Here is a 20,653-nt window from a genome sequence, read left to right on the forward strand (position 1 = left end):
TAAAAATACAACAAAGTGAGTGGATAAAATTATGATTGCCGATCAAAACCTCGTGAAAAAAATGAACAGAAGGCGGCTTTTGCAGGAAGTCATTCATCATTCTCCGATCTCAAGGGCCAGCTTATCAAAAACTACCGGATTAAATAAGTCTACGGTGTCCGCACAAATTCAGGACCTGGTTGATGAGAAATTTATTTTTGAAATCGGACAGGGCCAGTCAAGCGGCGGACGACGGCCTGTTATGCTGATGTTTAATAAGCAGGCCGCCTACGCCATTGGGATCGATATTGGCGTTGATGACCTGACGATCCTTATGACAGATCTTGATGGCTCTATTATAAGCGAAAAGTATTTTGAGCTGCACCAGTCTTCATTAGAGGAAACAACTGCCCTGCTTTTAGAAACCATTCAGCATATGATCGATACGATGCCCGGCTCTCCCTATGGACTGATTGGAATTGGCATTTGTGTGCCCGGCCTCGTGGACTGCTCAGGGCAAATCATTCTGACACCCAATACCCACTGGAACGGAGTTAATTTAAAGAAACAGATTGAAGATAAATTTGGTGTGCCTGTTACGATTGAAAATGAAGCAAATGCCGGCGCTTATGGCGAAAACATATACGGAGCTGCAAAAGCGTACGATAATTTTATTTATGTAAGCATAAGCACGGGGATCGGTCTTGGGCTTGTCCTTGGAAATGAATTATACCGGGGCATCCATGGTTTTTCCGGTGAAATGGGACATATGACGATTGATTTTAACGGCCCGAAATGCAACTGCGGCAACCGCGGCTGCTGGGAGCTTTACGCGTCTGAAAAAGCCTTCCGCCAGTCACTGCCTGCCGACTGGGATCATGAAGAAATCCATGCCCGTTTTCAGCAAAATGACACCCGTTTGCTGGGAGCACTTGAAAACTTCGGCCATTATTTAGGAATCGGCCTTGTTACCATTGCCAATACATTCGACCCGGAAGCCATTATTTTGCGAAACCCGCTGATTGAATCAAACCCTTTTGTGCTGAATGCTGTGAAAAATACGCTTTCTTCCCGAATGAACAACCGGTTTGAGGCAGAATGCGCCTTCCTGCCTTCTTCCCTCGGCAAAAATGCACCCGCACTTGGCGCGTGCTCTATGATGATTAAACAGTTTATTAACGGAATTACCGCCTAACAGGGGCGGTTTATGAAAAAAAGGGCGGAAACAGAATGTTCAGGGACGGAAAGACTCTTTTTCCGCCCCGGCAGCCCGGCATACCGCCCCGCCCAAAACGATACCGACCTGAAACCTGCGGGATTTATAAGCTGCTTTTATAAATAAGTATCTACTTTTTCCCACCGGCGTGACCGGGCTGATTTCTCAACTGCTGTTAAAATCGCCTGGGCTGCATGCCCATCGTAAAAAGTAGGAGAAAGCGAAACTCCCTGCTCAATTCCTTTCATAAGCTCTGCAATTAAATTATGAAAAGTGTGCTCGTAGCCAATAATATGGGCGGAGGGCCAGTATACTCCTCCGTATGGGTGAACTTCTTCTGTTACATTAATTTTTTTAAACCCCTGAAGAGAAGGATCGTCATCCGCAAAGTAAACCTCTAATTCGTTCATACTCTCAGCATTCCACTTGATAGACCCTTTTTCTCCGTTAATCTCAAATTGGTTTGAATTCCGGTTTCCGCCGGCAAATCTTGTTGCTTCAAACGTTCCGGCTGCCCCGTTTTGAAAGGAAGCGATAAAAATGCTGGCATCGTCCACTTCCACATCGCGAAATTCTGTTGCGGAAGCTTTTCCGCTTAACCCCGAGCTATCCGCCACTGCCGGCCGTTTTTTAATAAATGTTTTCATCATGCCGGAAACCTCATCAATTTCCCCCACTAAAAAACGGGCAAGGTCAATGCTGTGCGCAGCAAGATCCCCGTGGGCTCCTGAACCGCTGATTGATTTTTCCAGACGCCAGACTAAAGGGAAATCCGGGTCCATAATCCAGTCCTGTAAATAAAGAGCACGCATATGATAAATGCGGCCTATTTTCCCTTCACTGATCAGCTTTTTCGCAAACTGTATGGCCGGAGCGAACCGGTAATTGAAATTCACCATATGAATCACATTGTTTTTTTGTACTGCTTCCAGCATTTGAGCCGATTCTTCAATCGTTAATGCTAGGGGCTTTTCACAGTAAACATGCTTTCCCGCTTCTGCGGCCGCAATGGCAATTTCCGCATGGTTATTGTTCGGTGTTACAATATCAATTAAATCGATATCTTCACGATTTATTAATGTTCGCCAGTCGGTTTCATAGCTTTTCCAGCCCATTTTATCAGCGGCTTCTTTCACCCCTTCCGCATTCCGGCCGCAAATCGCCTGCTTTACCGGCTTAACGGGCAAATCGAAGAAAAAGGGAGCATTCTGGTATGCGTTTGAATGGGCTTTTCCCATAAATTTATAGCCAACCATGCCTACCCGGATGTCTTTTTGGTTTACGCCCACCACAGCTCTTTCGCTCCTTCCGAAATAAGCATACTTTGAAGAAAATCGACTGCTTTTGTAAAGCCTTCTTCTATGCTCATCAGGCCATCCTCATGCTCAATGCTTACCGCTCCCTCATATCCAATGACCTGCAGGGCGCTGATGATATCTTTCCATGTTCCTTCGCCATGTCCGTAGCCTACTGTACGGAACACCCATGAACGGCTGGCAATATCCTTATAGCTTTTCGTATCCAGTACTCCGTTCAGCTTGCAGTTAAGCTCTTCTATTTGTGTATCTTTCGCATGGAAATGAAACAGCGCATTTTCTTTTCCAAGCGCTTTAATGCTCTGCACAGGGTCCATCCCCTGCCAGAAGTAATGGCTCGGATCAAAGTTAACACCGATTTCCGCCCCGCATTCTTTTCTTAAACGCAGCGCTGTTTCTGTATTGTAAACAACGAAGCCTGGATGCGGTTCAATGGCTGCTTTTACGCCATATGATTGAAGCAGCCGGGCTTGTTCTTCCCAGTATGGAATCACTTTTTCTTTCCACTGCCACTCAACTACCCGGGAAAAATCCGTTGGCCACGGGCAGGTAATCCAGACCGGATTCTGGGAATGCTCGGACTCGCCCGGGCATCCAGAAAAAGTGACCACATTTTCTACGCCAAGCTTTGAAGCCAGCTTCACGCTATTAACAAAGGCTTCATGATGCTCCGCTGCAATTTCCTTATCAGGATGAAGCGGGTTGCCGTGGCAGCTTAACGCACTGATTTTGATCCCTCTGTCTTCAAACGCTTTCTTAAAACGCTGCAGCTTTTCCGGGTTGTTTAGTAATAATGCCGGATTACAGTGGGCATTTCCCACATAGCCGCCTGTCCCAATTTCAACTGTATGGAGCCCTTTTTGTTTTATATGGTCAAGCATTTCCTCCAATGATTTCTCCGAAAATAACACCGCAAATACTCCAAGGTTCATACTTATGCGCCTCCTGTTATTTTTCTGCTCCAGCCGTAATTCCGCTGACAATATATTTTTGTAGAAATAAAAACGCTAAAATAATCGGTGCGGCCGCAATAGTGGAAACGGCCATTAAGTTATCCCACTGTGTTCCATACTGGCCGATAAACTTCGTCAGCCCCATTGTTAAAGGGCGTATTTTTTCATCGGTTGCCAGTGTTAAAGCGAAAATTAAATCGCCCCAGGCAAACAAAAAGCTAAAAGTGCTCACCGTTAAGACAATCGGCTTCGTCAGCGGCAAAATAATGCGCGTAAACGCGGTGAAGCTGTTGCATCCATCCATAACGGCCGCTTCCTCCAAACCTTTAGGGATCGAGAGAAAAAAGGGCCTCATAATCACGATGGCAAATGGCAGCGCTGTCGTTGTATTGCCGACAATTAATGCCAGATAGCTGTTTAGCAGTTCAAACTTGCTAAACAAAATATAAAGCGGCATCGCCATCATAATGCCGGGGATCATCTGGGTAATTAGCAAAATAAGCAATAAAATATTGGCCCATCTTAATTTAAAGCGTGCCAGTGCATAAGCGCACGGCAATGCCAGGATTAAGGTCAAGAAAGCCGTCCCAAACGCTGTAACAAATGAATTTTTGATATACGGCAGCAGGCTTCGATCCTCGATTAAATTTTTCACATAAGCATCAAATTGAATGGTTTCCGGAATAATCATCGGCGGCGTCGCAAACACATCTTGAATCGGCTTAACCGATGTTACAACCATCCAATAAACTGGAAAAAGGAAGATACCTGTAATGATAACCGCAGTCAGAAGCAAGGCATACTGCTTTACTGAATACTTTCTCATTCCGCTTCCTCCCTTTTAATAAGGTACAGGTAGATGAGCGCAATGCAGATAAGAATAACAAGAATAACAGTAGCTACGGCTCCGCTTGCCCCAAAATCGAAATTCACAAAAGCAAGCTCATACCCGTAAAACGGCAGCACCTGAGTTGCATTTACCGGTCCTCCGCCTGTCATAATCAAAATAATGTCGAACACTTTAAATGTATAGATAATCCCCAGCACTAAAATAATTAACAGCGCCGGCTTCAGCAGCGGCAGCGTAATTCGCCAAAATGTTTGAAACCTGCTGGCACCGTCTACTTTCGCCGCTTCATATACGTCACTCGGAAGTGCCTGCATAGCGGCCAAGATTAAAATCATGTTAAAGGGAATACCTATCCAGATATTCGTCATAATCACAGCTGCTAAAGCAGTGTCCTGCTGGCCAAGCCAGTTAATGGGTGCATCAATCAAATGAAGTGACACCAGAAAATAATTAATCACCCCGTGGTCTACATCAAACAGCCATTTAAAAAGAGTACCGGTAATCACAAGCGGGGTCATCCATGCCAGAAGCATGATCGAGCGAAAAAAATTTCGAAACGGAAAGTCCTGATTCAAAAACACCGCCAGCAAATAGCCGATAATTACCTGAAAAAAAATACAGGCCGCTGTGTAAATCACGGTGTTTTTCAAAGCAATGCCGAACTTTTCCGTTTGAATCATTTCTTTGTAGTTTTGCAGGCCGATAAATTCTCCGCCGCTGCGCAGATTCATCAGGGTTAAATCCTGAAAGCTGACGACAATGTTATAAGCAATCGGATAAAGCATAAAAAGCAAAACGAACAGCGCGGCTGGAGCAATAAACAAATACTGAGGCATCTTTTGGCTGAACCTGCTTTTCACTGTGTACGTCCCTAATTGAGAGGACTTACGAGCGACTCTTCCGTTCATTGCACATCCTCCTAAAAACAGGAGAGGAGACTCTCCCCTGTTAAATTAAGGAAGCAGCGGTTCTATTTTGGCTGCTGTATCCTCCATGATTTTGTCTACATCCTCGCCTGTCATAGCCCGTTGAATGGCTTCCTGGATATTCGACGAGATTTCCGGATAGTTTGTTCCGTAAGCGCGCGGTTTCGCGGATTGAAGCTGCTCCATAAATACCTTCACATGCTCATCCGTTGCCCAGTCATACTGTTCATCACTTGCCACGTCTTCACGGCTTGGCAGGCGGCCGCCTAACTCATGCATAGGGCCAAGAATTTCCGGCTGCTGTGTCCATTTGATAAATTCCCATGCGGCATCTTGATGTTCAGATGTTTCGGTAATGGCCCAGTTTTCTCCGCCCAGAATGGAGGCAGTGCCCGCCTCGCCTGCCGGCATTAAAAACACTCCCCAATTAATATCCTGCGACTGCTCCTTTAACATAGGAATTTGCCACGGTCCGTTTTCCATCATGGCCGCTTTTTTCGTCTGGAACTGTACCAGCACATCGGACTGATCCCAGTTGATCATGTTTTCAGACAGAACGCCTTCTTTTACCATATTTTGAACAAAGCTCATTGCACTCTTCGCTTCGTCGCTGCCGAAGGAATCTAGATCGGCTCCTGCCTGCCAGAGGTAAGGAAGAAATTGAAAGGTGCCTTCTTCACTTTTCTTGCCGGACATGGCAAAGCCTTTTACGTCTCCTTTTGTCAGCTTTTTCGCTGTCTCCATAAATTCATCCCATGTTTTTGGGAGGTCTGTAATGCCCGCTTCTTCAAACATGTCTTTGTTGTAGTAAATAGCAAGCGCATTGCTGTTGTTTGGGATTCCATATATTTTTCCGTCCAGCGTTGCCGACTCCATCGGCCCTTCAAAGTACTGGTCTCCTTCGCCCCATTCGTCTACCTTTTCCGTAATATCCGCAAAAACGCCTGCCTGGGCAAAAGATTGGTGATCCGGATTGTCAATTAAGACAATGTCCGGCAGTTCGCCGGCTCCCACTCCCTGAAGCAGCTTTGTTTTCAAATCGGCAAAAGGCATATAGGTGCGTTCAAACGTAACACTTGGATTTTCTTCCTGGTATTTTTTCATCAAAGCTTCCTGCTCACGCTCACTGGAAGAATCCGGCTGCAGATAGTCCCAGATTTTGATCGTTACTTGATCAGATCCGCCGTTGCTTTCATTTTCCGTTTCCCCGCCGCTTTCGGAAGAACCACAGGCCGACAGTACCAGCACGCAAACCGTACAGAGTAGAAAAAAAAGTTTTTTGCTCATTTTACGCTCTCCTTCTCGCTTAAAATGTCAGCAACCTTTATTTCATGAGACAGCTTTACTGATTCAAGTGCAGCACCAACGATTCCAAAGCTTTTTAAATTATCTTCCAGATCTGTTGCCGGCCGCCTGTTTTCCTGTATAGCCGATACCATTTCATAGATGGAAAACTCGCGGTCTGTATAAGCCATATCAACTAACGGAAGCGGGCGCTTTGCACCGTCACCTGCTGTTACATAAGGACGGTCCCCGCTAAGCTCAATCAGTCCGTTTTTTCCATAAAGCTTAATTTCACCGTTCCATGATGTTTCAGGGCCGGTTGTTACCCAGCTGGCAAAATAGTGGACAAGCACCTCTTCAAATGACATGGTGACGCTTGCAGTCGGGTTTCCCTGAAACCAGCTCCAGGACGGCCTCATGCTTTTTGCATAAACGGTGCTTGCATCTTTCCCCAATATATACCTCATAAGGTCAAAATGATGGATACTCATATCTTCAATCACAATTTCTTTGTATTGGTCTCTCCAGCCGCCAAAATTCGTTGCACGCCTGAAATTCCATTCCACATATTCAATTGGACCGGCAATTTGATCATCTACCGCTTTCTTAATGGCCTGTATTTCGGGCCTCCAGCGGTAGTTCTGGCTGATCATGACATGCTGGCTGTACCCTTTGGCTGCTTGGTGTAATTCTTTTGCGTCCTGGAGTGTCTGGGCAATTGGCTTTTCTAAAAAAACATGGAGGCCGTTTTTCAGTGCATCAATAGAGAGAGTTTTGTGTGTCTGCGGTGGTGTAATAATTAAAGCAATGTCTGCTTCTGTTGATTGAAATGCCTGGAGGTGGTTATCAAAATAGTGAATTCCTTCGTCACCCAGCAGTTTTTTTGCCCGGTCACGATTGGTCTGTTCAATGTCTACGACAGCAACAATATCAAGAAAATCCAGACTTTTAATGATTTCCAGCCAGGAAAGACCGAATCCTCCGGCTCCGGCTTGAATAACCCGTAGAGATTCCATTCATCCAGCCCCTTTTTAATTTTCAGAATATTGATGTACGTTAATCAAAAAAGTGAATCAAAATCTGCACTGTGATTTTGCTGCAGCATGAACAAAGATATTTTCAATTTGTAAGCGCTTTACATTGTAATCATAAAAGACATTATGATGTACGTCAATCATTTTTTAGAATTTTTTCGAAATTCATTTTGATTTAAATAATATTTGGCATTGGCTTTTGTGACTACTTCCAGTTTTACGATCGTATTTTCTTTCGAAGACTCTTCCGTGGAATTCAAAAAATCAAATACCTTTTTTACCATCATGGAAGCCTGTGCAGCGGGATCCTGGCAAATTGTTGCGGTGATAATGCCGCTTTGCAAGGAAGCGTTTATTTTTTCGCTTATATCATGCCCAATGATTACTTTGTCTTTTGCCATTTTTATTTCTTTAAGAAACTCGGCTGCTTCTCCTAATATTCCGTTCGCAATGTAGATCCCATCTGCCTGGACAAAGCGGTGGCTGCTGGCGTTAAACGATGGATTCGTGTAGGAGCTTGTAACTGGCACAGTTTCAATCTTCATCTTCATTTGTTTTTCTTCAAAATAAGCACGAAAACCCTGCTCTTTATTGACCATTTGATACGTATCCTCATCTTCTCTCACAATAATGATATGATCGAGCTTTTTGGCAAACAGGCAAATAAGCTCCGCCGCCAGGTAGCCAGCATCAAAATAGTCGCTGCCGACAAAAGCAATCCGCCGGCTTTCCGGCACATCATTGTTTAGCGAAAAAACAGGAATCCCAAGCTCCATTCCTTTATTAATCACATCAACAAACGGCTTTGAGTCGTGGGGTGCAATCACAAGCGCATCATGGCGATTGTCCGTAATTGCTTTTTCAATAAAATGAATCTGGATTTCCTTGGGCATCGATTCCACGCGGTACACTTCCGCTTTAAAACCAAAATCCTCAAATAAAGCCGCTGCCTTCATAATTTCCTGCTGGATCTCTCCCCAGAAATACTCCGGTATCAATGGCAAAATAAAAGCCACGTTTAGGGTTTTCTGGGTGGATAGAAATTTAGCGGCCCTGTTTGGCTTATATCCCAGCTCCTCCGCTTTCAATTTAACCTTTTTTATTGTTTTGGCGCTTACTCCATTGCGGTTATTTAATACCCGGTCCACTGTTGCGGTTGAGATGCCAAGAGCATCCGCAATCATTTTAGCCGTAACTTTCATTATTTCCCCCGCCTCTCCGCTTTTTACTGACAGTATCGTTTGCAGCATCGGCAGTCTGCTGTTTACTGTTAAAAATAGAAAACTTTTATCAGGTATATACATTTTACAAAAGAACAGCCCTTTTTGTCGATTTTTCATGGTACATAATTCAACTGCCTGCCCCGCAAAAAAAAGCTCTTTTCCTCCTTATCTTCGATTGCTCTAACTACGAAGTCAATAAGGGAAAAAGAGCTTATTATTCTTTTATCGGTCTTCTACTACGATGTAAGCCGCTTTCACAGGCCCATGCACTCCGACAACGAGGTTCATTTCAATATCCGCCGAGTTGCTTGGACCGGTGACGAAATTGATACAGGATGGAATTGTCTCGCCGGCCTGCACGCGGCGGGAGATTTCCTGTGCCGCCTGCGTCATGCGCGGCACAATGGTGCTTTTCGGAATAATTGCAATATAGCTGCGCGGCAGCAGGCTGACGGAGCGCCCCTTTCCTGAACTCGAAAACAGGACGACCGTTCCCGATTCTGCCAGCGTCATATCGCTAAACGTAATGCCGATGTTTGCCCGTTCAGCATCCGCAATGTTTTTTCTGCCGCGCGCCGCATTCCACTCATTCACTTCAACCTTCTGCTCCGGCCAGGTACTGTTGATCAGCCCGCCGAGCCCGAATTCTTCAAAACGGGCGTCCTGCCAGATCGAAATTGGGCCGCCGCCGTATAAGTTAACCGTGGATTCCAGAACTCCGGCAAGCTTTTCACCGGTTGTTTCAATCAGCTCGGTATGAATCAGCTGGCATTGATCGCGGAGCACCGCCAGCAGCTCATTCGGTGTTTTATCCGTCAGGGTTTTATCCTGCGGCCGAAACTGCCAGTTCCGCTCCGGCTTTACGTTTGTGTTGCGGCTGCGGCCAAGCTGCCTGGCCACATTGGTTAAAAAAGAATCGCGGTGATGGATCATTGATTCCCGCCTCCTTTTTCATATTCTTTAAACCAGTCGCGGAACCGTTCTTTGTTTGGCGCCGGGAATTCCCGAATTTCTGTCCATGCCTTCAGGGGACCGGGACCGTTTGAAATACGGTCATTTTTCGTAAACGGCTTCATCATGGCCGCCGCCATTTTTGAACCGGCTGCGTACATCGGATTCGATGCGGCACCGAGTCCAAACGCTTTCATGGCCAGCTTTTCTGAAATCGGCGCGCGCCCTTCCCGTTCGACGATAACCTGGCGGTGCTTATGCAGCAGCTCATGAAGCGGAATTTTTACCGGGCAGGCATCTGTGCAGGCTGCACAAAGAGTTGATGCATAAGGAAGATCTTTAAAATCATCATAGCCGCCGAGCAGCGGTGTCAGTACAGCGCCGATCGGTCCCGGATAAATCGAATTGTACGAATGGCCGCCAATGTGGCGGTACACCGGGCAGACGTTGATGCAGGCCGCGCAGCGAATGCATTGAAGCACGGACTGGAATTCTGTTCCTAAAATGCTGGAACGCCCGTTATCCACGATAACAAGGTGGAATTCCTCCGGTCCGTCCACATCCCCTTCCTCGCGGGGACCGGAAAGCGCCGTAATATAGCTTGTTAATTTCTGGCCGACAGCACTGCGTGTTAAAAGGCCGACAAGCACTTCGAACTCTTCAAATGTCGGCACAATCCGCTCCATGCCCATTACAACAACCTGCGTTTTGGGCAGGTCCGACACAAGGCCGGCATTTCCTTCGTTGGTAACAAGGCCGACCGATCCGGATTCTGCAATGGCGAAGTTGCAGCCGGTAATGCCGATATCGGCTGTTAAAAATTCCTGGCGCAGCGTTTCCCGCGCATGAAGAGCCAGCTCTTCCGGTTTGGATGTCATTTTGTATTCAAGCTTTTCCGAAAACACGTCCCGGATCTGCTCTTTGTTTTTATGAAGAGCCGGGGCCACAATATGAGACGGCGGATCATGTTCATCCAGCTGGAGAATATACTCGCCAAGGTCCGTTTCAATGACGGTGCAGCCTTCCTCCTCCAGCACCTGGTTCAAGCCGATCTCCTCGGTCACCATTGACTTGGCTTTCAAGACCTTTTTGCCGCCTTTTGCGTTGACGACCTCGCGGATATATCCTGTCGCCTCATCTGCTGTCGCGGCGAAAAATACATGCCCGCCCCGCTTTTGAAGATTTTCGGCCAGCTCATGCAAATAGTAGTCGAGATTATTTAACACATGCTGCCGTATTTCTTCTCCATGCGAGCGCCACTCCTCCCAGTTGCCGAGCTCCTCCGCCGCATCCAGCCGGCGCGTGCGGAGCCGTTCCTGCGCGCTGGCAACCGCCCCGCGCATAAACGTATCTTCCATATTTTTGTTAACGTTTTCTTTAAATTTGCCTTCACCGATTTTCATTGCCATGTTGTTATCCCCCTCACCGGCTGTTTAAAACTTCTGCAATATGCATGACGCGGATCGGTTTTCCTCTCCGTTCCATCCGGCCGCCAATGTTCATTAAGCAGCCGCCGTCTGCGCCGATCAAAAAGTCCGCTTTTGTCTGTTCAGCCGAATCAACTTTTTCATCAACCATCTGTTCGGAAATATTCCCCATCTTTACGGAAAACGTGCCGCCGAAGCCGCAGCAGTTATGTGCGTTTGGCAGCGGCTCAAACCGAAGCCCTTCTACATTTTTTAAAAGCGTCATCGGCGCGTCCTTCACGCCAAGCAGCCGCGTCATATGGCAGGACGGATGATACGTCGCCACACCCTTTAACCTGGCCCCGACGTTTTCCACTTTTAATACGTTTACGATAAATTCAGTCAGCTCATATGTTTTGGCCGCCAGCTTTTCAGCACGCGGGCGCCAGACGGGATCATCGTGAAAAATATGCTGGTATTCTTTAAACATCGTTGCACACGAACCGGACGGCGTTACCACAACCTCCGCATTTTCAAACGTGGCAATCATTTTTTTCATCGCATCTTTTGATTCTTCTACATAGCCCGAGTTATAAGCAGGCTGTCCGCAGCATACTTGTCCCATCGGAAACTCAATATCACAGCCGAGCCGTTCGAGCACCTCAACGGTTGCTTTGCCCACATCTGCTTGAAACATATCCACGATGCATGTAATAAAAAGCGTAACCTTCACATTGCTCACCCCAGAAGTAAGGTCATCTGATGACCTGTATAATTTAGTCTCTCTTTATGATACAACAACCGTTTTCATTTTCCAATGGTTTCTTGTAAAGAAAAGCTGTCAGACACAGTAACTACGGCCAAATAAAAATGGCCGTACTTAAAAAAGACGAACACAATTTTCCTGAGAGCCGGCCGGCCACTTATCGTCTTTTCGCAAAAAGGCGCGGCCTCCTGGCTGTTTTCGTCCATGAAAGCTTTTATAAAAACAAGCTGCTTAGCTCAAGACACGGCCTGGCTTTTTCCTACTGTGTCTCCATATAGTCATGGAGCACTTTTTCGACATATTCAAGATGGACTGCCATCGCTTCCCGGGCCGCTTCTGAATTTCCCTCCTCAATGGCTTTTAAAATGGCTTCGTGCTGTCCATTCAGCTGGCCAACCGTTGCGCTGGGGGAATATAAACAAATGCGGCGCGTTTCACGCATCGATTCGGCCGTCATGCCGGAAACGTGATTCATTAAGCTGAGCAGCAGGTCATTTCCGGCTGAGGCGGCAATCGCCAAATGAAACGCAAGATCGGCTTTTTCTCCCCTTTCCGGGTCGCCCGAATAAGCCACCATCTCAGAAAGAGCTTCTCTCATCGCCCTGATGTCCTCCTCTGTCCGCCGGCTGGCAGCGGAGGCGGCAATGCCTGTTTCTAAAATTTTGCGTACTTCCATTAAATTCTGCAGGTCCATTTTATTCATTAGAAGGGCGCTTTGAAGCGGAAAAGCGATTCCTTCCGGTTCAAACGCTTTCACATATGTACCTTCTCCCTGGCGCATCTCAATCAGCCCCATTGCCCGCAGGGATGTAAGAGCTTCTCTAATGGCAGAACGCCCTACTTGAAAGCTTTCAGCCAGCTGCTGGACCGAATCCAGTTTTTCCCCCGGCTTTAATTCACCGGAGCGAATGGATTCAAGAAGTGTGTCCGCTACTTCTTCATATATTTTTTTCGGTTTAATTTGTTTATATTTCAACGTTGACCTCACCTCCCGTCTATTATATACACAACAGGACGGCAGGCAGTACTATTTTTCGTTTCCAGTGAAACCTTCTATCCTGTGCAAAAAAGGCCGGCTGGTTACTTCCGGCCTGCATACCATTGATAAAAAAGAGCCGCTGTCCCGACCGGCACATCGGCCAATTGTGAGTAATGAACCGGCCTGGCCCGGTTGGCAATTTGAATCGTTGCCACCCTCCACCTTCGCTGCAGCCAGCTTTCCTTCACTTCGATTTCCTGAATCTTTTCCCGTGGCGTAACAAGCAGTTCGGTTGAGAGAATTCCAGATTTTATCTGCAAAAAAGCGCCGTTGACCAGATAGCGGGCCTGCTTAAACTCAAGCCACCTGCCCGCCATCAGCAGCACTAACAGGACCGGTGAACCGTACCAGTAAGCCGGCTGCCACCAGAGAAGAGCAGCAGTGGCAACGATCCAGACCCAGCTTGGCCTTATCAATTTAACCCACAGAGCCGTGCGCGGCAGCTTTTCCATACAAGGCTCAATCCGATAAGCCGGAAGCAGCTCTTCTACAATACGGGCTGCTTCGCGGGCTGGCAAAAAAGGAAACAGTGAATTGGTTTCAAGCTCCTCTTCCCCGGTATCTCCTGCACTGATCAGCTCGACCTCTACAAGCTTAAATAAGCGTTTCAAAAGCGGCTGTTTCCATTTCACCGCCTGCACTTTTTCCTTGGTAATGGTAAAAAATGTTTCGTTTAAAATCCCTTTTTTTAAATAAATCCGCTCATCGTCTGACATAATTTCAAAGCTGCCATAGCGCAGATACGTCATAACAATCCCTACTGCCGCACCAAGCAAAAACAGAATAAGCGAAATTGGAATAAGAAGCCAGAGCGCCGCCTTGATATAGGCAGCTGTTTCACGCGCCAGGCCGCCCAGCTCAAAAAAATCATCAATTGTAAAATAAACAGAGCCCAAAAGCGGTATAATTGCAAAAAAACTGAACGAGGTAAAAGACGCTTTAAAAAGCTCACGGCCGGTTACTTTAAAATGAAAAGCTTTTGTTTCCTGTGCAGCTTCTTTTCCTTTCAGCCTTTCTTCAATGCGGTCTGCTTCTTTTACTGTTAATGTATCCAGCTTTACGGACGCTTCATCGCCGCCCGTTTCAAGCGAGAGAGCGGTAACGCGAAACAGCTTATGCACAAAAGGTGTATGGCGGTGGGCATTTTGAATTCGTTCAAGCGGGACACGCCGCTGGGACTTTACAAAGATTCCTGTATAAAGATAAAGAGCATGGCCGCGAAATTCATACCGGAGCGTCCACCAGGTAAAAATAGAGCCGCATATTGTCACAAGGATATAAGCAAAAAAAGCATAACGGGCCCAGATAACCCATGCCGCTTCAGCCGCCTGATGAAAAACAAATAAAAAAAGAGCCGGAAAAACAGCATTTTTCACAAGGTGAATGATAGAGATAACAATCCGGACAGGGTGAAGGCGTTTTTTCATATCAGCCGCCGTCCTTTACCTGCGCAAGCCGGGCAATTTGGTCCCGCAGAGCAATCGCTTCCGCTTCCGGTACTGCCGGAATTTGATGGGAAGACGCCATCGTGCCGATTTGAATATTGTACAAGCCGTACCTGCGCATAATCGGTCCCTGGTTGGTCGTGACATATTCGACTTTTGCCATTGGAACCAGTACATGAACGCGTGTCAGAACTCCATGCTTAAGCTGCACATACTCTTCGCTGACACGATAGCGCCAGGTGCGCTGCAAAAAAGCCGGCTCCACGCCGATTGAGTAAACAGCTGATAAAATGGTCAGGGCGGTAAGGAAATACAGTCCCCAGCCAGCCCAGGTCCACCAATGGAAGAGACGGTCTGCCCCGATCAGCCCGGCCAGTACAAGCAGCCCTGCTCCATGCCCGATCATCCGGCTTGCCCGCCACATTTGAACAGCGCGCACTGAAATAAGCCGGTCCGGTTCTTCTATTTTTATTTTCATTCAGCATTCGCTCCATTCGTTTCTTTTTCTATACGAACGGAGCGGCCATTTGTTTCAATCGAGCTTCTTTTCTTTATTTTTTGTCCTCCCATTCCTCCTTCAATTGCTCTGCACGGTTTGATAAATTCAGCTTTGCTTCATCGGATACATCCTTTCCGAGCAGCGAGACAAATTTATTTAAAAACGAAACAGCCTGTTTATGTTTTTGCTTTTCTGCATGATGCACCGCCTGCTTCAAGGCATTCTCCAGTTTTTTTCCGGCTGGATGAGAAATATCCCCGGACTGAATATAGCTCTTCAGTAACGCTTGAAGCGCCCCGGCTGTTCCTGGTGTGTTATATTCAGGCTGCGGCACAGCGGACCAGTCAATATCCGATGCAAAATAAAAGCTTGTGTATGCCGGCTGGTTGTAAGCAGTATTCTGGCCGGCGATGCCGGTTCTGTACTGGACATCATGCATAAGTGTATACATTTTCCGGTCTGTCTGCTCTGTATTCATAAAAATGCGGATGGCACTGCTGTCCGCTGTCCGAAGCAGCAATTCTTCCCGCCAGTCACCGAAAATGTCTGCGACGAGAGACGGATTGCCTTTTGTATGATTGTTTGTCCGCGTATTTTCAGCCAGAAGCTGGCGGCCTTTCAGCCAGTCATCAATACTCGGCGTATTTTCAATCGACCCGTTAATGATTTGTGTGGTCATATCCGGCGCCCATTTGATGTTCATATTGGTGCCGGGAATTTTGGTGCCGATCTGTTCTCCCGCAGCTGTACGTAAATCCACGGCCCATGTTTCCAGCCCTTTTTTCGATGGGTCGATATCGCCAATCATGCCCCGGCCCGTGTCTTTGCCCGTATAGCCGCCGAAGAGCACTTTCCCGGTTTTGGCATCCCGCATCGCATAGCCGTACGGCGCATAGGCAGCTCCTTCATGCACCATAAAAATTTCCAGCCCTTCCCGCTGCGGGTCAATATCCGTCACATGAATCGCATCTCCGTGACCGAGTTTTGCCGTTTCACCGGGCACTGCGCTTCCCTCCGGCATGATATCGGCAGAGCTGTATAAGAGGCTGCCATCATGGTCTACCGTTGCCGATCCGTAAACGATTTCCTGTTTTCCATCCGAATCAACATCTGCTGTGCTTAAAAAGTGGGCGCCTTGATTGGCAAGTGCGCCAAGCTCGGGATCTTCACCGCTCGTTCCATGCGGACTGTCATTAAAAGGATTTTTCATCGGTGTCCAGCCGCTGTCTGCTGTCCATTCTTCCTTTAAGTGCTTCCCGTCCCAGTTATACGTTACAACAGCGGCACGTGTATAATAGCCGCGCGCAAAAACGGCAGATGGCGTTTTTCCATCTACATAAGCCACGCCCGCTAAAAACCGGTCGACCCGGTTGCCCGGTTCAATGCGGCTCATCGCGTAATCTCCCCACATAAGCCCATCATCCCCGCGTCCCGGCTTGTACGGAATGGTTTCCATCTCCGCTCCCGTTTCCCCGTTAAAAACGGTTACATATTCCGGTCCGGTTAAAATAAAGCCTTCAAAATTCCGCAAATTATTCCGGGCGCTTCGTGACGGGGCATATTCATCCATAAAGTAGTCGGCCAGCTCCTCAGCATCCTCCTGGGACAGCGGATAGTCATAGCGCGGTTTAATCCCAAAACTTTCCTCCAGTGTTTTTGGCCAGCTGCCGTTGACAACTTCTTCGTGCTTATGCCAGTTTCGGAACATATTCACTACATGATTGTAATAATCCTCCTTGCTCATCCGGTAGTCATCCGTATTGGCGTAGCCAGCTTTAAGATCTTCTTTTGGCATCGTAATATACTTTTCGGAAACAGCTTCGCCCTGCTCATTAAAATGGATCACTTTCGTACCCGGCGCTGTTTTAAACATCGTTTCCGCTTTGCCGTCACCATCAAAATCGTAAACAAGGAACTGGGTGTAATGAGCGCCTGAGCGAATATTGACGCCGAGATCAATCCGGTACAGCAGCTTCCCTTCAAACGTATAGCAGTCAATATACGTATTGCCTGTGTATCCAACCTGGGAGACATCTTTTGAATTGGACGGGTCCCATTTCACAAAAAACTCGTAACGGCCATCCCCATCCACATCGCCAACACTCATATCGTTTGCCGAATATGTATAGTGCTCTCCCGCTGGAGTCGTCCCGTCTGCCGGCTTTTGAAGCTTTAAATCATAGTAGGCTTGTTCCCACGGATGAATGGTATCACTTTGATCCAGCTCCCTGCCGTCCTTAACCGCCCGGACAAAATAAGAGGCTGCAGAGGTTCCCGCTTTGTCTGTAAAATTAGTGCTGTTTTCAACTGTGCCTATTTTTTTTCCGTCTTTATATACATGAAAATCCACACCGGTCAGGCCTGTTTCGGAATAGCCGTCTGCTTCGTTTCCGAGCAGCCGCCAGCTGAGAAACACACCGGCTGATGTGGGAATTGCCTGCAGCCCCCTGTCGAGTGATTCAAGCTGAACGGGCATTTGCTTTGTTTGTCCGGTTTCACCGGCCGCTGCCTGGATTGAATCGGTCCACGGAGAAAAAAGCAGGGGCAGAGCCATAGCTGGTAAAACTACTCTCGATTTAAAATTTTTCAATACGTCCACCATCCTTCAATTTTTGCAAGCGTTTTCAAAAATCTTTTTCAGTATAAGAGGAATATTCCTCAGTTAACAGGTAAAAACCAGACAAATTTGTTTAAAAATCCGACAGACTTATTTACTTGAAAATCATTTTCAATTATTTATTGACAAAAATGGAAATGCCGGTTAAGATAATAAATGTAACCGGTAATGATAATCATTATCACTTTAGCTTTACCCCACCGATTCATTGTGCATTGTTTGGCGTTCCGAATGCCCATCCGGAACGCCCTTTTTTTGTTTATTTTTCATTGAGCACTGCCACTGCGCAGCTGGCTGGCATTTCCATCCTGTTGATCATGAGTCAGCAGGGGTACAGCTGCTCTTTCAAAAATGACACAGCTTTATCCTCGCTTTTTTAAAGAGTCAGCCTGCCAGCTGCATTTCGTGCTGGTAAACTTTATTTTTAATTAATTGTAAAGACTTTGTAAAGTCAGCAAAAATTTGTTTATTTATGTTTGATGCGGGAAATGAAGTACTGTTTTTCATCTTACATTTTCTGAGGAGGGTTTCGGTATGGATTCGATTTTGAAGAAAAAGTTTGTGACTGGTGGAATGGCTGCATGTTTGACACTTGGTATTTTGGCAGGCTGTGGTGCTGAAGAGGAAGAAACAGACACCGGCACAGATACGGAAGAAACGGAAACAGACGACACAGAAATGGAAGATACAGAAACAGAAACCGAAACAGATGACGCAGAAACAGAAGAAGAAACCGAATAACAACATGAAAGCCCGGATCGCTTCCGATCCGGGCTTCTTTGCTGCTGCGGCCTGTTCTCGTGCTTCATCATAAAGTCAAACACTATTGAACAGTTTTTTTGCTGCTGTCCTTATTAACAAAAGCAGCCGCAATGCCTGCTATTCCAACGGCCAGTATGAACAGAGAAAAGACAGTAACTCCGCTGCCAGATACCAAATAAATTCCTATGCCTGAAGTAAACCAGCTGCTTCCCTCTCTGAGAAGATTCATGTTTTTCTTTTTCATGCTCCGCTCCTGTTTTCTTTCGCTTGATTATTTGCCAAACCGCAGATATTCCAGCGCCTGAGGCAGTCCATGAAATGTTGGAACCTGGTCAAAGCTTAAACCAAGCTGAATCGCTGTTTGAGCTACTTCCGGCCGGATTCCGGACAGGGCTGTTTGAATACCAAGCAATTTGAGCGACTGTATCAGCCCAAACAATTGATTTGCTACAAAAGTATCAAGGTTATTGATGCCGGATAAATCCATCACCAAATGGGTGACATGCTTTTGGGCACATTTAACCGGAACTGTTTCAAACAAGGAAGCTGCCCTGCTTTCGTCCATTGTTCCGATTAACGGCAAAACCGCTATTCCTCTGGATACCGGAATAATCGGCGAGTCTATTTCTTCGATCAGCTTTTTCTGTCCCTGCAGCCGGCTGCGGGTCAGCTTATAATACCGGGTGGAAAATTCATTAATCAATGTGTCCAAAACCGGATGATAAATTTTGCTCCAGCGCAATACATCTTCTTTTTCCACTTCTTCGTGAGCCAGGCTGTAATCCAGGATAAATTCCCAGACAAGGTTTCTTGTTTTATTAAGAGCCGCCATTACTTCATAAATAGGCGTATCCCATTGAATCCTGCTTTTCACTACGATTTCTACCCAGCGGCCCAGGTTTTCTTCAAGCACTTCCCGGTCGGGCAAAAAGCCGCTCGCTATTGTTTGTATCGTGAAAAGATGCTGCTCCTTTAATTCCTGTTGAATCTGTGAATCCGCATTTTTTGAATAAACGGACCCGCCGGTTTCCTGCCGGGCATCAAACCATTTTTGGCTTATCTCAGCCGCTTTCGCATTAATTTCTTCGTAAAGCGCCTGGTCTTTCTGATTCATATTTTCAGCCTCCATTACCATTGCTCTGCTCTTATTATACCGTTTTTCCCTTTTCTATGTGCATTAATCAAAAGCAGGAAAAAAAGACGGCTCGAACCCTGTATGCTATACTAAAAAAGAGAAAGGACGAGTGAGATATGAAGATTATGATCACACCGGCAGCAGCCGAAAAAATAAATGCACTGAAAAATCGGGAAAACGGCCTGTTAAAGCTGAAATGGGACACAGAAGGAAATGGATGTGTTCTCAATGGCGTTCCAACGCTCTGGTATGTAGATGAAGCGGATGCCGATCATGATGTGCTGCTCGAAACAAATGAGATGCCAATTTTGGTAGAAAAACCAAAAATGGTTTTTTACGATGAAGAAGTGAAAATTGATTATTCAAACGAAGCGGGCATGTTCCAATTAAAAAGTCCCAATCAAATGCTAAATGGGCGGATGGCTTTTCGCAACAAATAAGAAAGCGGATGCTCAGCAGACACCCTGCAAAAAGTATGCTAAAATGCTTGATAAACCAGTATACTAATGATATGACCATATTAGCTGCGGAAGACGATGCCATACAAAAGAGGTGGTAAATTGATAAACATTTTAATAGGATTAACGTCTCTGATATTTATACTTATTGGTATGTTACACGTTTTTTGGGCATTTGGTGGAAGCTGGGGAGTAAATGCGGCTCTTCCGACTGAAGATAACAGTAAATCACCGGTTTTACAGCCAGGAATGGCAGGTACACTTTTTGTCGGATTGCTTTGCTTTTTTGCAGCTGTTCTTCTATTCGTTCAATTAGATTTGTTTGCAGTCATCCCATCTTCCCCTCTTTCAAAATGGCTTTGTATCGCTGGAGGAATTGTTTTCTTGTTGCGTGCTGTTGGTGAAGGAAAATATGTGGGTTTTTTTAAGAAAATCAAACATACTAGATTTGCAAAACGAGATACCGCCTTTTATTCACCTCTTTGTATATGGATTAGTTTCATTTTTTTGCTGGCATCATTTATATGAGATTTCGACAATCTGCCTGCTGATGAGCGAACTGCTCAAGTGGCAAAACAGATTTTTAACATATTGCGAACAAATGGCGAAATTCACCAATAAAAGCAATGGAACATGAATTCCATTGCTTTTTTTATTGCTATTTTTATGTTAAAAACGATACTGCATAAATCAAACTTAACTTCCCGGCGTGATTACGCCTTCATCTCTTTTAGTCCATACTGCTTTCAATAAAAAGGAACTTTCTTAAAACCGAACCCGTTATGCCCGGGCAG

At 46.2% G+C, this 20,653-nt stretch carries 20 protein-coding genes; 4 read left to right on the forward strand and 16 right to left on the reverse strand.

What is annotated here, in order from left to right:
• Positions 1-28: 28 nt before the first annotated feature.
• Positions 29-1,174: an ROK family transcriptional regulator gene (locus VP98_RS12115; RefSeq protein ID WP_046175686.1), complete on the forward strand. Its 1,146-nt coding sequence runs from the start codon at positions 29-31 to the stop codon at positions 1,172-1,174.
• 137 nt (positions 1,175-1,311) lie between these two features.
• Here the strand turns inward: VP98_RS12115 and VP98_RS12120 are convergent, their stop codons facing one another.
• The 14 genes from VP98_RS12120 to VP98_RS12185 form a co-directional block, all read right to left on the reverse strand.
• The gene (locus VP98_RS12120) at positions 1,312-2,451 is read right to left on the reverse strand and encodes a Gfo/Idh/MocA family protein (protein WP_046175687.1); all 1,140 of its coding nucleotides are present in this window, start codon (positions 2,449-2,451) and stop codon (positions 1,312-1,314) included.
• A gap of 23 nt (positions 2,452-2,474) precedes the next feature.
• Positions 2,475-3,443, reverse strand: coding sequence for a sugar phosphate isomerase/epimerase family protein (locus VP98_RS12125; RefSeq protein ID WP_046175654.1), 969 nt, complete (start codon positions 3,441-3,443; stop codon positions 2,475-2,477).
• A gap of 16 nt (positions 3,444-3,459) precedes the next feature.
• Positions 3,460-4,290: a carbohydrate ABC transporter permease gene (locus tag VP98_RS12130; protein WP_046175655.1), complete on the reverse strand. Its 831-nt coding sequence runs from the start codon at positions 4,288-4,290 to the stop codon at positions 3,460-3,462.
• Positions 4,287-5,222, reverse strand: coding sequence for a carbohydrate ABC transporter permease (locus VP98_RS12135; RefSeq protein ID WP_052712227.1), 936 nt, complete (start codon positions 5,220-5,222; stop codon positions 4,287-4,289). Before VP98_RS12135 ends, VP98_RS12130 begins: the two co-directional genes overlap by 4 nt.
• A 45-nt stretch (positions 5,223-5,267) precedes the next feature.
• The gene (locus VP98_RS12140) at positions 5,268-6,527 is read right to left on the reverse strand and encodes an ABC transporter substrate-binding protein (RefSeq protein ID WP_046175656.1); all 1,260 of its coding nucleotides are present in this window, start codon (positions 6,525-6,527) and stop codon (positions 5,268-5,270) included.
• Positions 6,524-7,540 carry a Gfo/Idh/MocA family protein gene (locus tag VP98_RS12145; RefSeq protein WP_046175657.1) on the reverse strand — a complete coding sequence of 339 codons (1,017 nt, stop codon included), beginning with the start codon at positions 7,538-7,540 and terminating at the stop codon, positions 6,524-6,526. The genes VP98_RS12140 and VP98_RS12145 overlap by 4 nt, the downstream gene beginning before the upstream one ends.
• Before the next feature lie 158 nt (positions 7,541-7,698).
• A complete protein-coding gene (locus VP98_RS12150; RefSeq protein ID WP_197076592.1) occupies positions 7,699-8,760 on the reverse strand; it encodes a LacI family DNA-binding transcriptional regulator in 1,062 nt (353 codons plus the stop codon).
• Between the two features lie 243 nt (positions 8,761-9,003).
• A complete protein-coding gene (locus VP98_RS12155) occupies positions 9,004-9,714 on the reverse strand; it encodes a LutC/YkgG family protein (protein WP_046175659.1) in 711 nt (236 codons plus the stop codon).
• Positions 9,711-11,141 carry a LutB/LldF family L-lactate oxidation iron-sulfur protein gene (locus tag VP98_RS12160; RefSeq protein WP_046175660.1) on the reverse strand — a complete coding sequence of 477 codons (1,431 nt, stop codon included), beginning with the start codon at positions 11,139-11,141 and terminating at the stop codon, positions 9,711-9,713. Before VP98_RS12160 ends, VP98_RS12155 begins: the two co-directional genes overlap by 4 nt.
• Positions 11,142-11,154: 13 nt before the next feature.
• On the reverse strand, positions 11,155-11,871 hold the full coding sequence (locus tag VP98_RS12165) for a (Fe-S)-binding protein (protein WP_046175661.1): 717 nt from the start codon (positions 11,869-11,871) through the stop codon (positions 11,155-11,157).
• A 292-nt stretch (positions 11,872-12,163) separates the two neighbouring features.
• The gene (locus tag VP98_RS12170; RefSeq protein ID WP_046175662.1) at positions 12,164-12,880 is read right to left on the reverse strand and encodes a FadR/GntR family transcriptional regulator; all 717 of its coding nucleotides are present in this window, start codon (positions 12,878-12,880) and stop codon (positions 12,164-12,166) included.
• A 104-nt stretch (positions 12,881-12,984) separates the two neighbouring features.
• A complete protein-coding gene (locus VP98_RS12175) occupies positions 12,985-14,370 on the reverse strand; it encodes a PH domain-containing protein (protein ID WP_052712228.1) in 1,386 nt (461 codons plus the stop codon).
• Position 14,371: 1 nt separating this feature from the next.
• Positions 14,372-14,866 (reverse strand): PH domain-containing protein, encoded by a 495-nt coding sequence (locus VP98_RS12180; RefSeq protein ID WP_046175663.1) that lies wholly within the window; start codon positions 14,864-14,866, stop codon positions 14,372-14,374.
• A gap of 73 nt (positions 14,867-14,939) precedes the next feature.
• Positions 14,940-17,441 carry a rhamnogalacturonan lyase gene (locus VP98_RS12185; protein WP_231584175.1) on the reverse strand — a complete coding sequence of 834 codons (2,502 nt, stop codon included), beginning with the start codon at positions 17,439-17,441 and terminating at the stop codon, positions 14,940-14,942.
• Positions 17,442-18,038: 597 nt separating this feature from the next.
• On the opposite strand from VP98_RS12185, the gene VP98_RS12195 reads away from it, so the two are divergent.
• Positions 18,039-18,245 (forward strand): hypothetical protein, encoded by a 207-nt coding sequence (locus tag VP98_RS12195; protein WP_046175666.1) that lies wholly within the window; start codon positions 18,039-18,041, stop codon positions 18,243-18,245.
• Positions 18,246-18,327: 82 nt separating this feature from the next.
• On the opposite strand, the gene VP98_RS12200 is transcribed toward VP98_RS12195, so the two are convergent.
• Positions 18,328-18,510, reverse strand: a complete 183-nt coding sequence (locus VP98_RS12200) for a hypothetical protein (RefSeq protein ID WP_046175667.1) — start codon at positions 18,508-18,510, stop codon at positions 18,328-18,330.
• Between the two features lie 27 nt (positions 18,511-18,537).
• The gene (locus tag VP98_RS12205; RefSeq protein ID WP_046175690.1) at positions 18,538-19,380 is read right to left on the reverse strand and encodes an STAS domain-containing protein; all 843 of its coding nucleotides are present in this window, start codon (positions 19,378-19,380) and stop codon (positions 18,538-18,540) included.
• A 137-nt stretch (positions 19,381-19,517) separates the two neighbouring features.
• Between VP98_RS12205 and VP98_RS12210 the strand changes: the two genes are divergently transcribed.
• Both VP98_RS12210 and VP98_RS12215 read left to right on the forward strand, forming a co-directional pair.
• Positions 19,518-19,841, forward strand: a complete 324-nt coding sequence (locus tag VP98_RS12210) for an iron-sulfur cluster biosynthesis family protein (RefSeq protein WP_046175668.1) — start codon at positions 19,518-19,520, stop codon at positions 19,839-19,841.
• Positions 19,842-19,961: 120 nt separating this feature from the next.
• Positions 19,962-20,387 (forward strand): DUF3995 domain-containing protein, encoded by a 426-nt coding sequence (locus VP98_RS12215; protein WP_052712230.1) that lies wholly within the window; start codon positions 19,962-19,964, stop codon positions 20,385-20,387.
• Positions 20,388-20,653: the final 266 nt, after the last annotated feature.

Origin of the sequence: Domibacillus indicus, from assembly GCF_000970685.1 — a bacterium.
Taxonomy (GTDB): domain Bacteria; phylum Bacillota; class Bacilli; order Bacillales; family Domibacillaceae; genus Domibacillus; species Domibacillus indicus.

Excerpts from the sequence above, each read along its gene's own strand:
- VP98_RS12125 (WP_046175654.1), bottom strand. The coding sequence starts at position 3,443 with ATGAACCTTGGAGTATTTGCGGTGTTATTTTCGGAGAAATCATTGGAG.
- VP98_RS12150 (WP_197076592.1), bottom strand. The coding sequence starts at position 8,760 with ATGAAAGTTACGGCTAAAATGATTGCGGATGCTCTTGGCATCTCAACC.
- VP98_RS12200 (WP_046175667.1), bottom strand. The coding sequence starts at position 18,510 with ATGAAAAAGAAAAACATGAATCTTCTCAGAGAGGGAAGCAGCTGGTTT.
- VP98_RS12210 (WP_046175668.1), top strand. The coding sequence starts at position 19,518 with ATGAAGATTATGATCACACCGGCAGCAGCCGAAAAAATAAATGCACTG.
- VP98_RS12205 (WP_046175690.1), bottom strand. The coding sequence starts at position 19,380 with ATGAATCAGAAAGACCAGGCGCTTTACGAAGAAATTAATGCGAAAGCG.
- VP98_RS12145 (WP_046175657.1), bottom strand. The coding sequence starts at position 7,540 with ATGGAATCTCTACGGGTTATTCAAGCCGGAGCCGGAGGATTCGGTCTT.
- VP98_RS12135 (WP_052712227.1), bottom strand. The coding sequence starts at position 5,222 with ATGAACGGAAGAGTCGCTCGTAAGTCCTCTCAATTAGGGACGTACACA.
- VP98_RS12185 (WP_231584175.1), bottom strand. The coding sequence starts at position 17,441 with ATGGCTCTGCCCCTGCTTTTTTCTCCGTGGACCGATTCAATCCAGGCA.
- VP98_RS12140 (WP_046175656.1), bottom strand. The coding sequence starts at position 6,527 with ATGAGCAAAAAACTTTTTTTTCTACTCTGTACGGTTTGCGTGCTGGTA.
- VP98_RS12195 (WP_046175666.1), top strand. The coding sequence starts at position 18,039 with ATGGATTCGATTTTGAAGAAAAAGTTTGTGACTGGTGGAATGGCTGCA.
- VP98_RS12130 (WP_046175655.1), bottom strand. The coding sequence starts at position 4,290 with ATGAGAAAGTATTCAGTAAAGCAGTATGCCTTGCTTCTGACTGCGGTT.
- VP98_RS12180 (WP_046175663.1), bottom strand. The coding sequence starts at position 14,866 with ATGAAAATAAAAATAGAAGAACCGGACCGGCTTATTTCAGTGCGCGCT.
- VP98_RS12160 (WP_046175660.1), bottom strand. The coding sequence starts at position 11,141 with ATGGCAATGAAAATCGGTGAAGGCAAATTTAAAGAAAACGTTAACAAA.
- VP98_RS12120 (WP_046175687.1), bottom strand. The coding sequence starts at position 2,451 with ATGGTTGGCTATAAATTTATGGGAAAAGCCCATTCAAACGCATACCAG.
- VP98_RS12155 (WP_046175659.1), bottom strand. The coding sequence starts at position 9,714 with ATGATCCATCACCGCGATTCTTTTTTAACCAATGTGGCCAGGCAGCTT.
- VP98_RS12175 (WP_052712228.1), bottom strand. The coding sequence starts at position 14,370 with ATGAAAAAACGCCTTCACCCTGTCCGGATTGTTATCTCTATCATTCAC.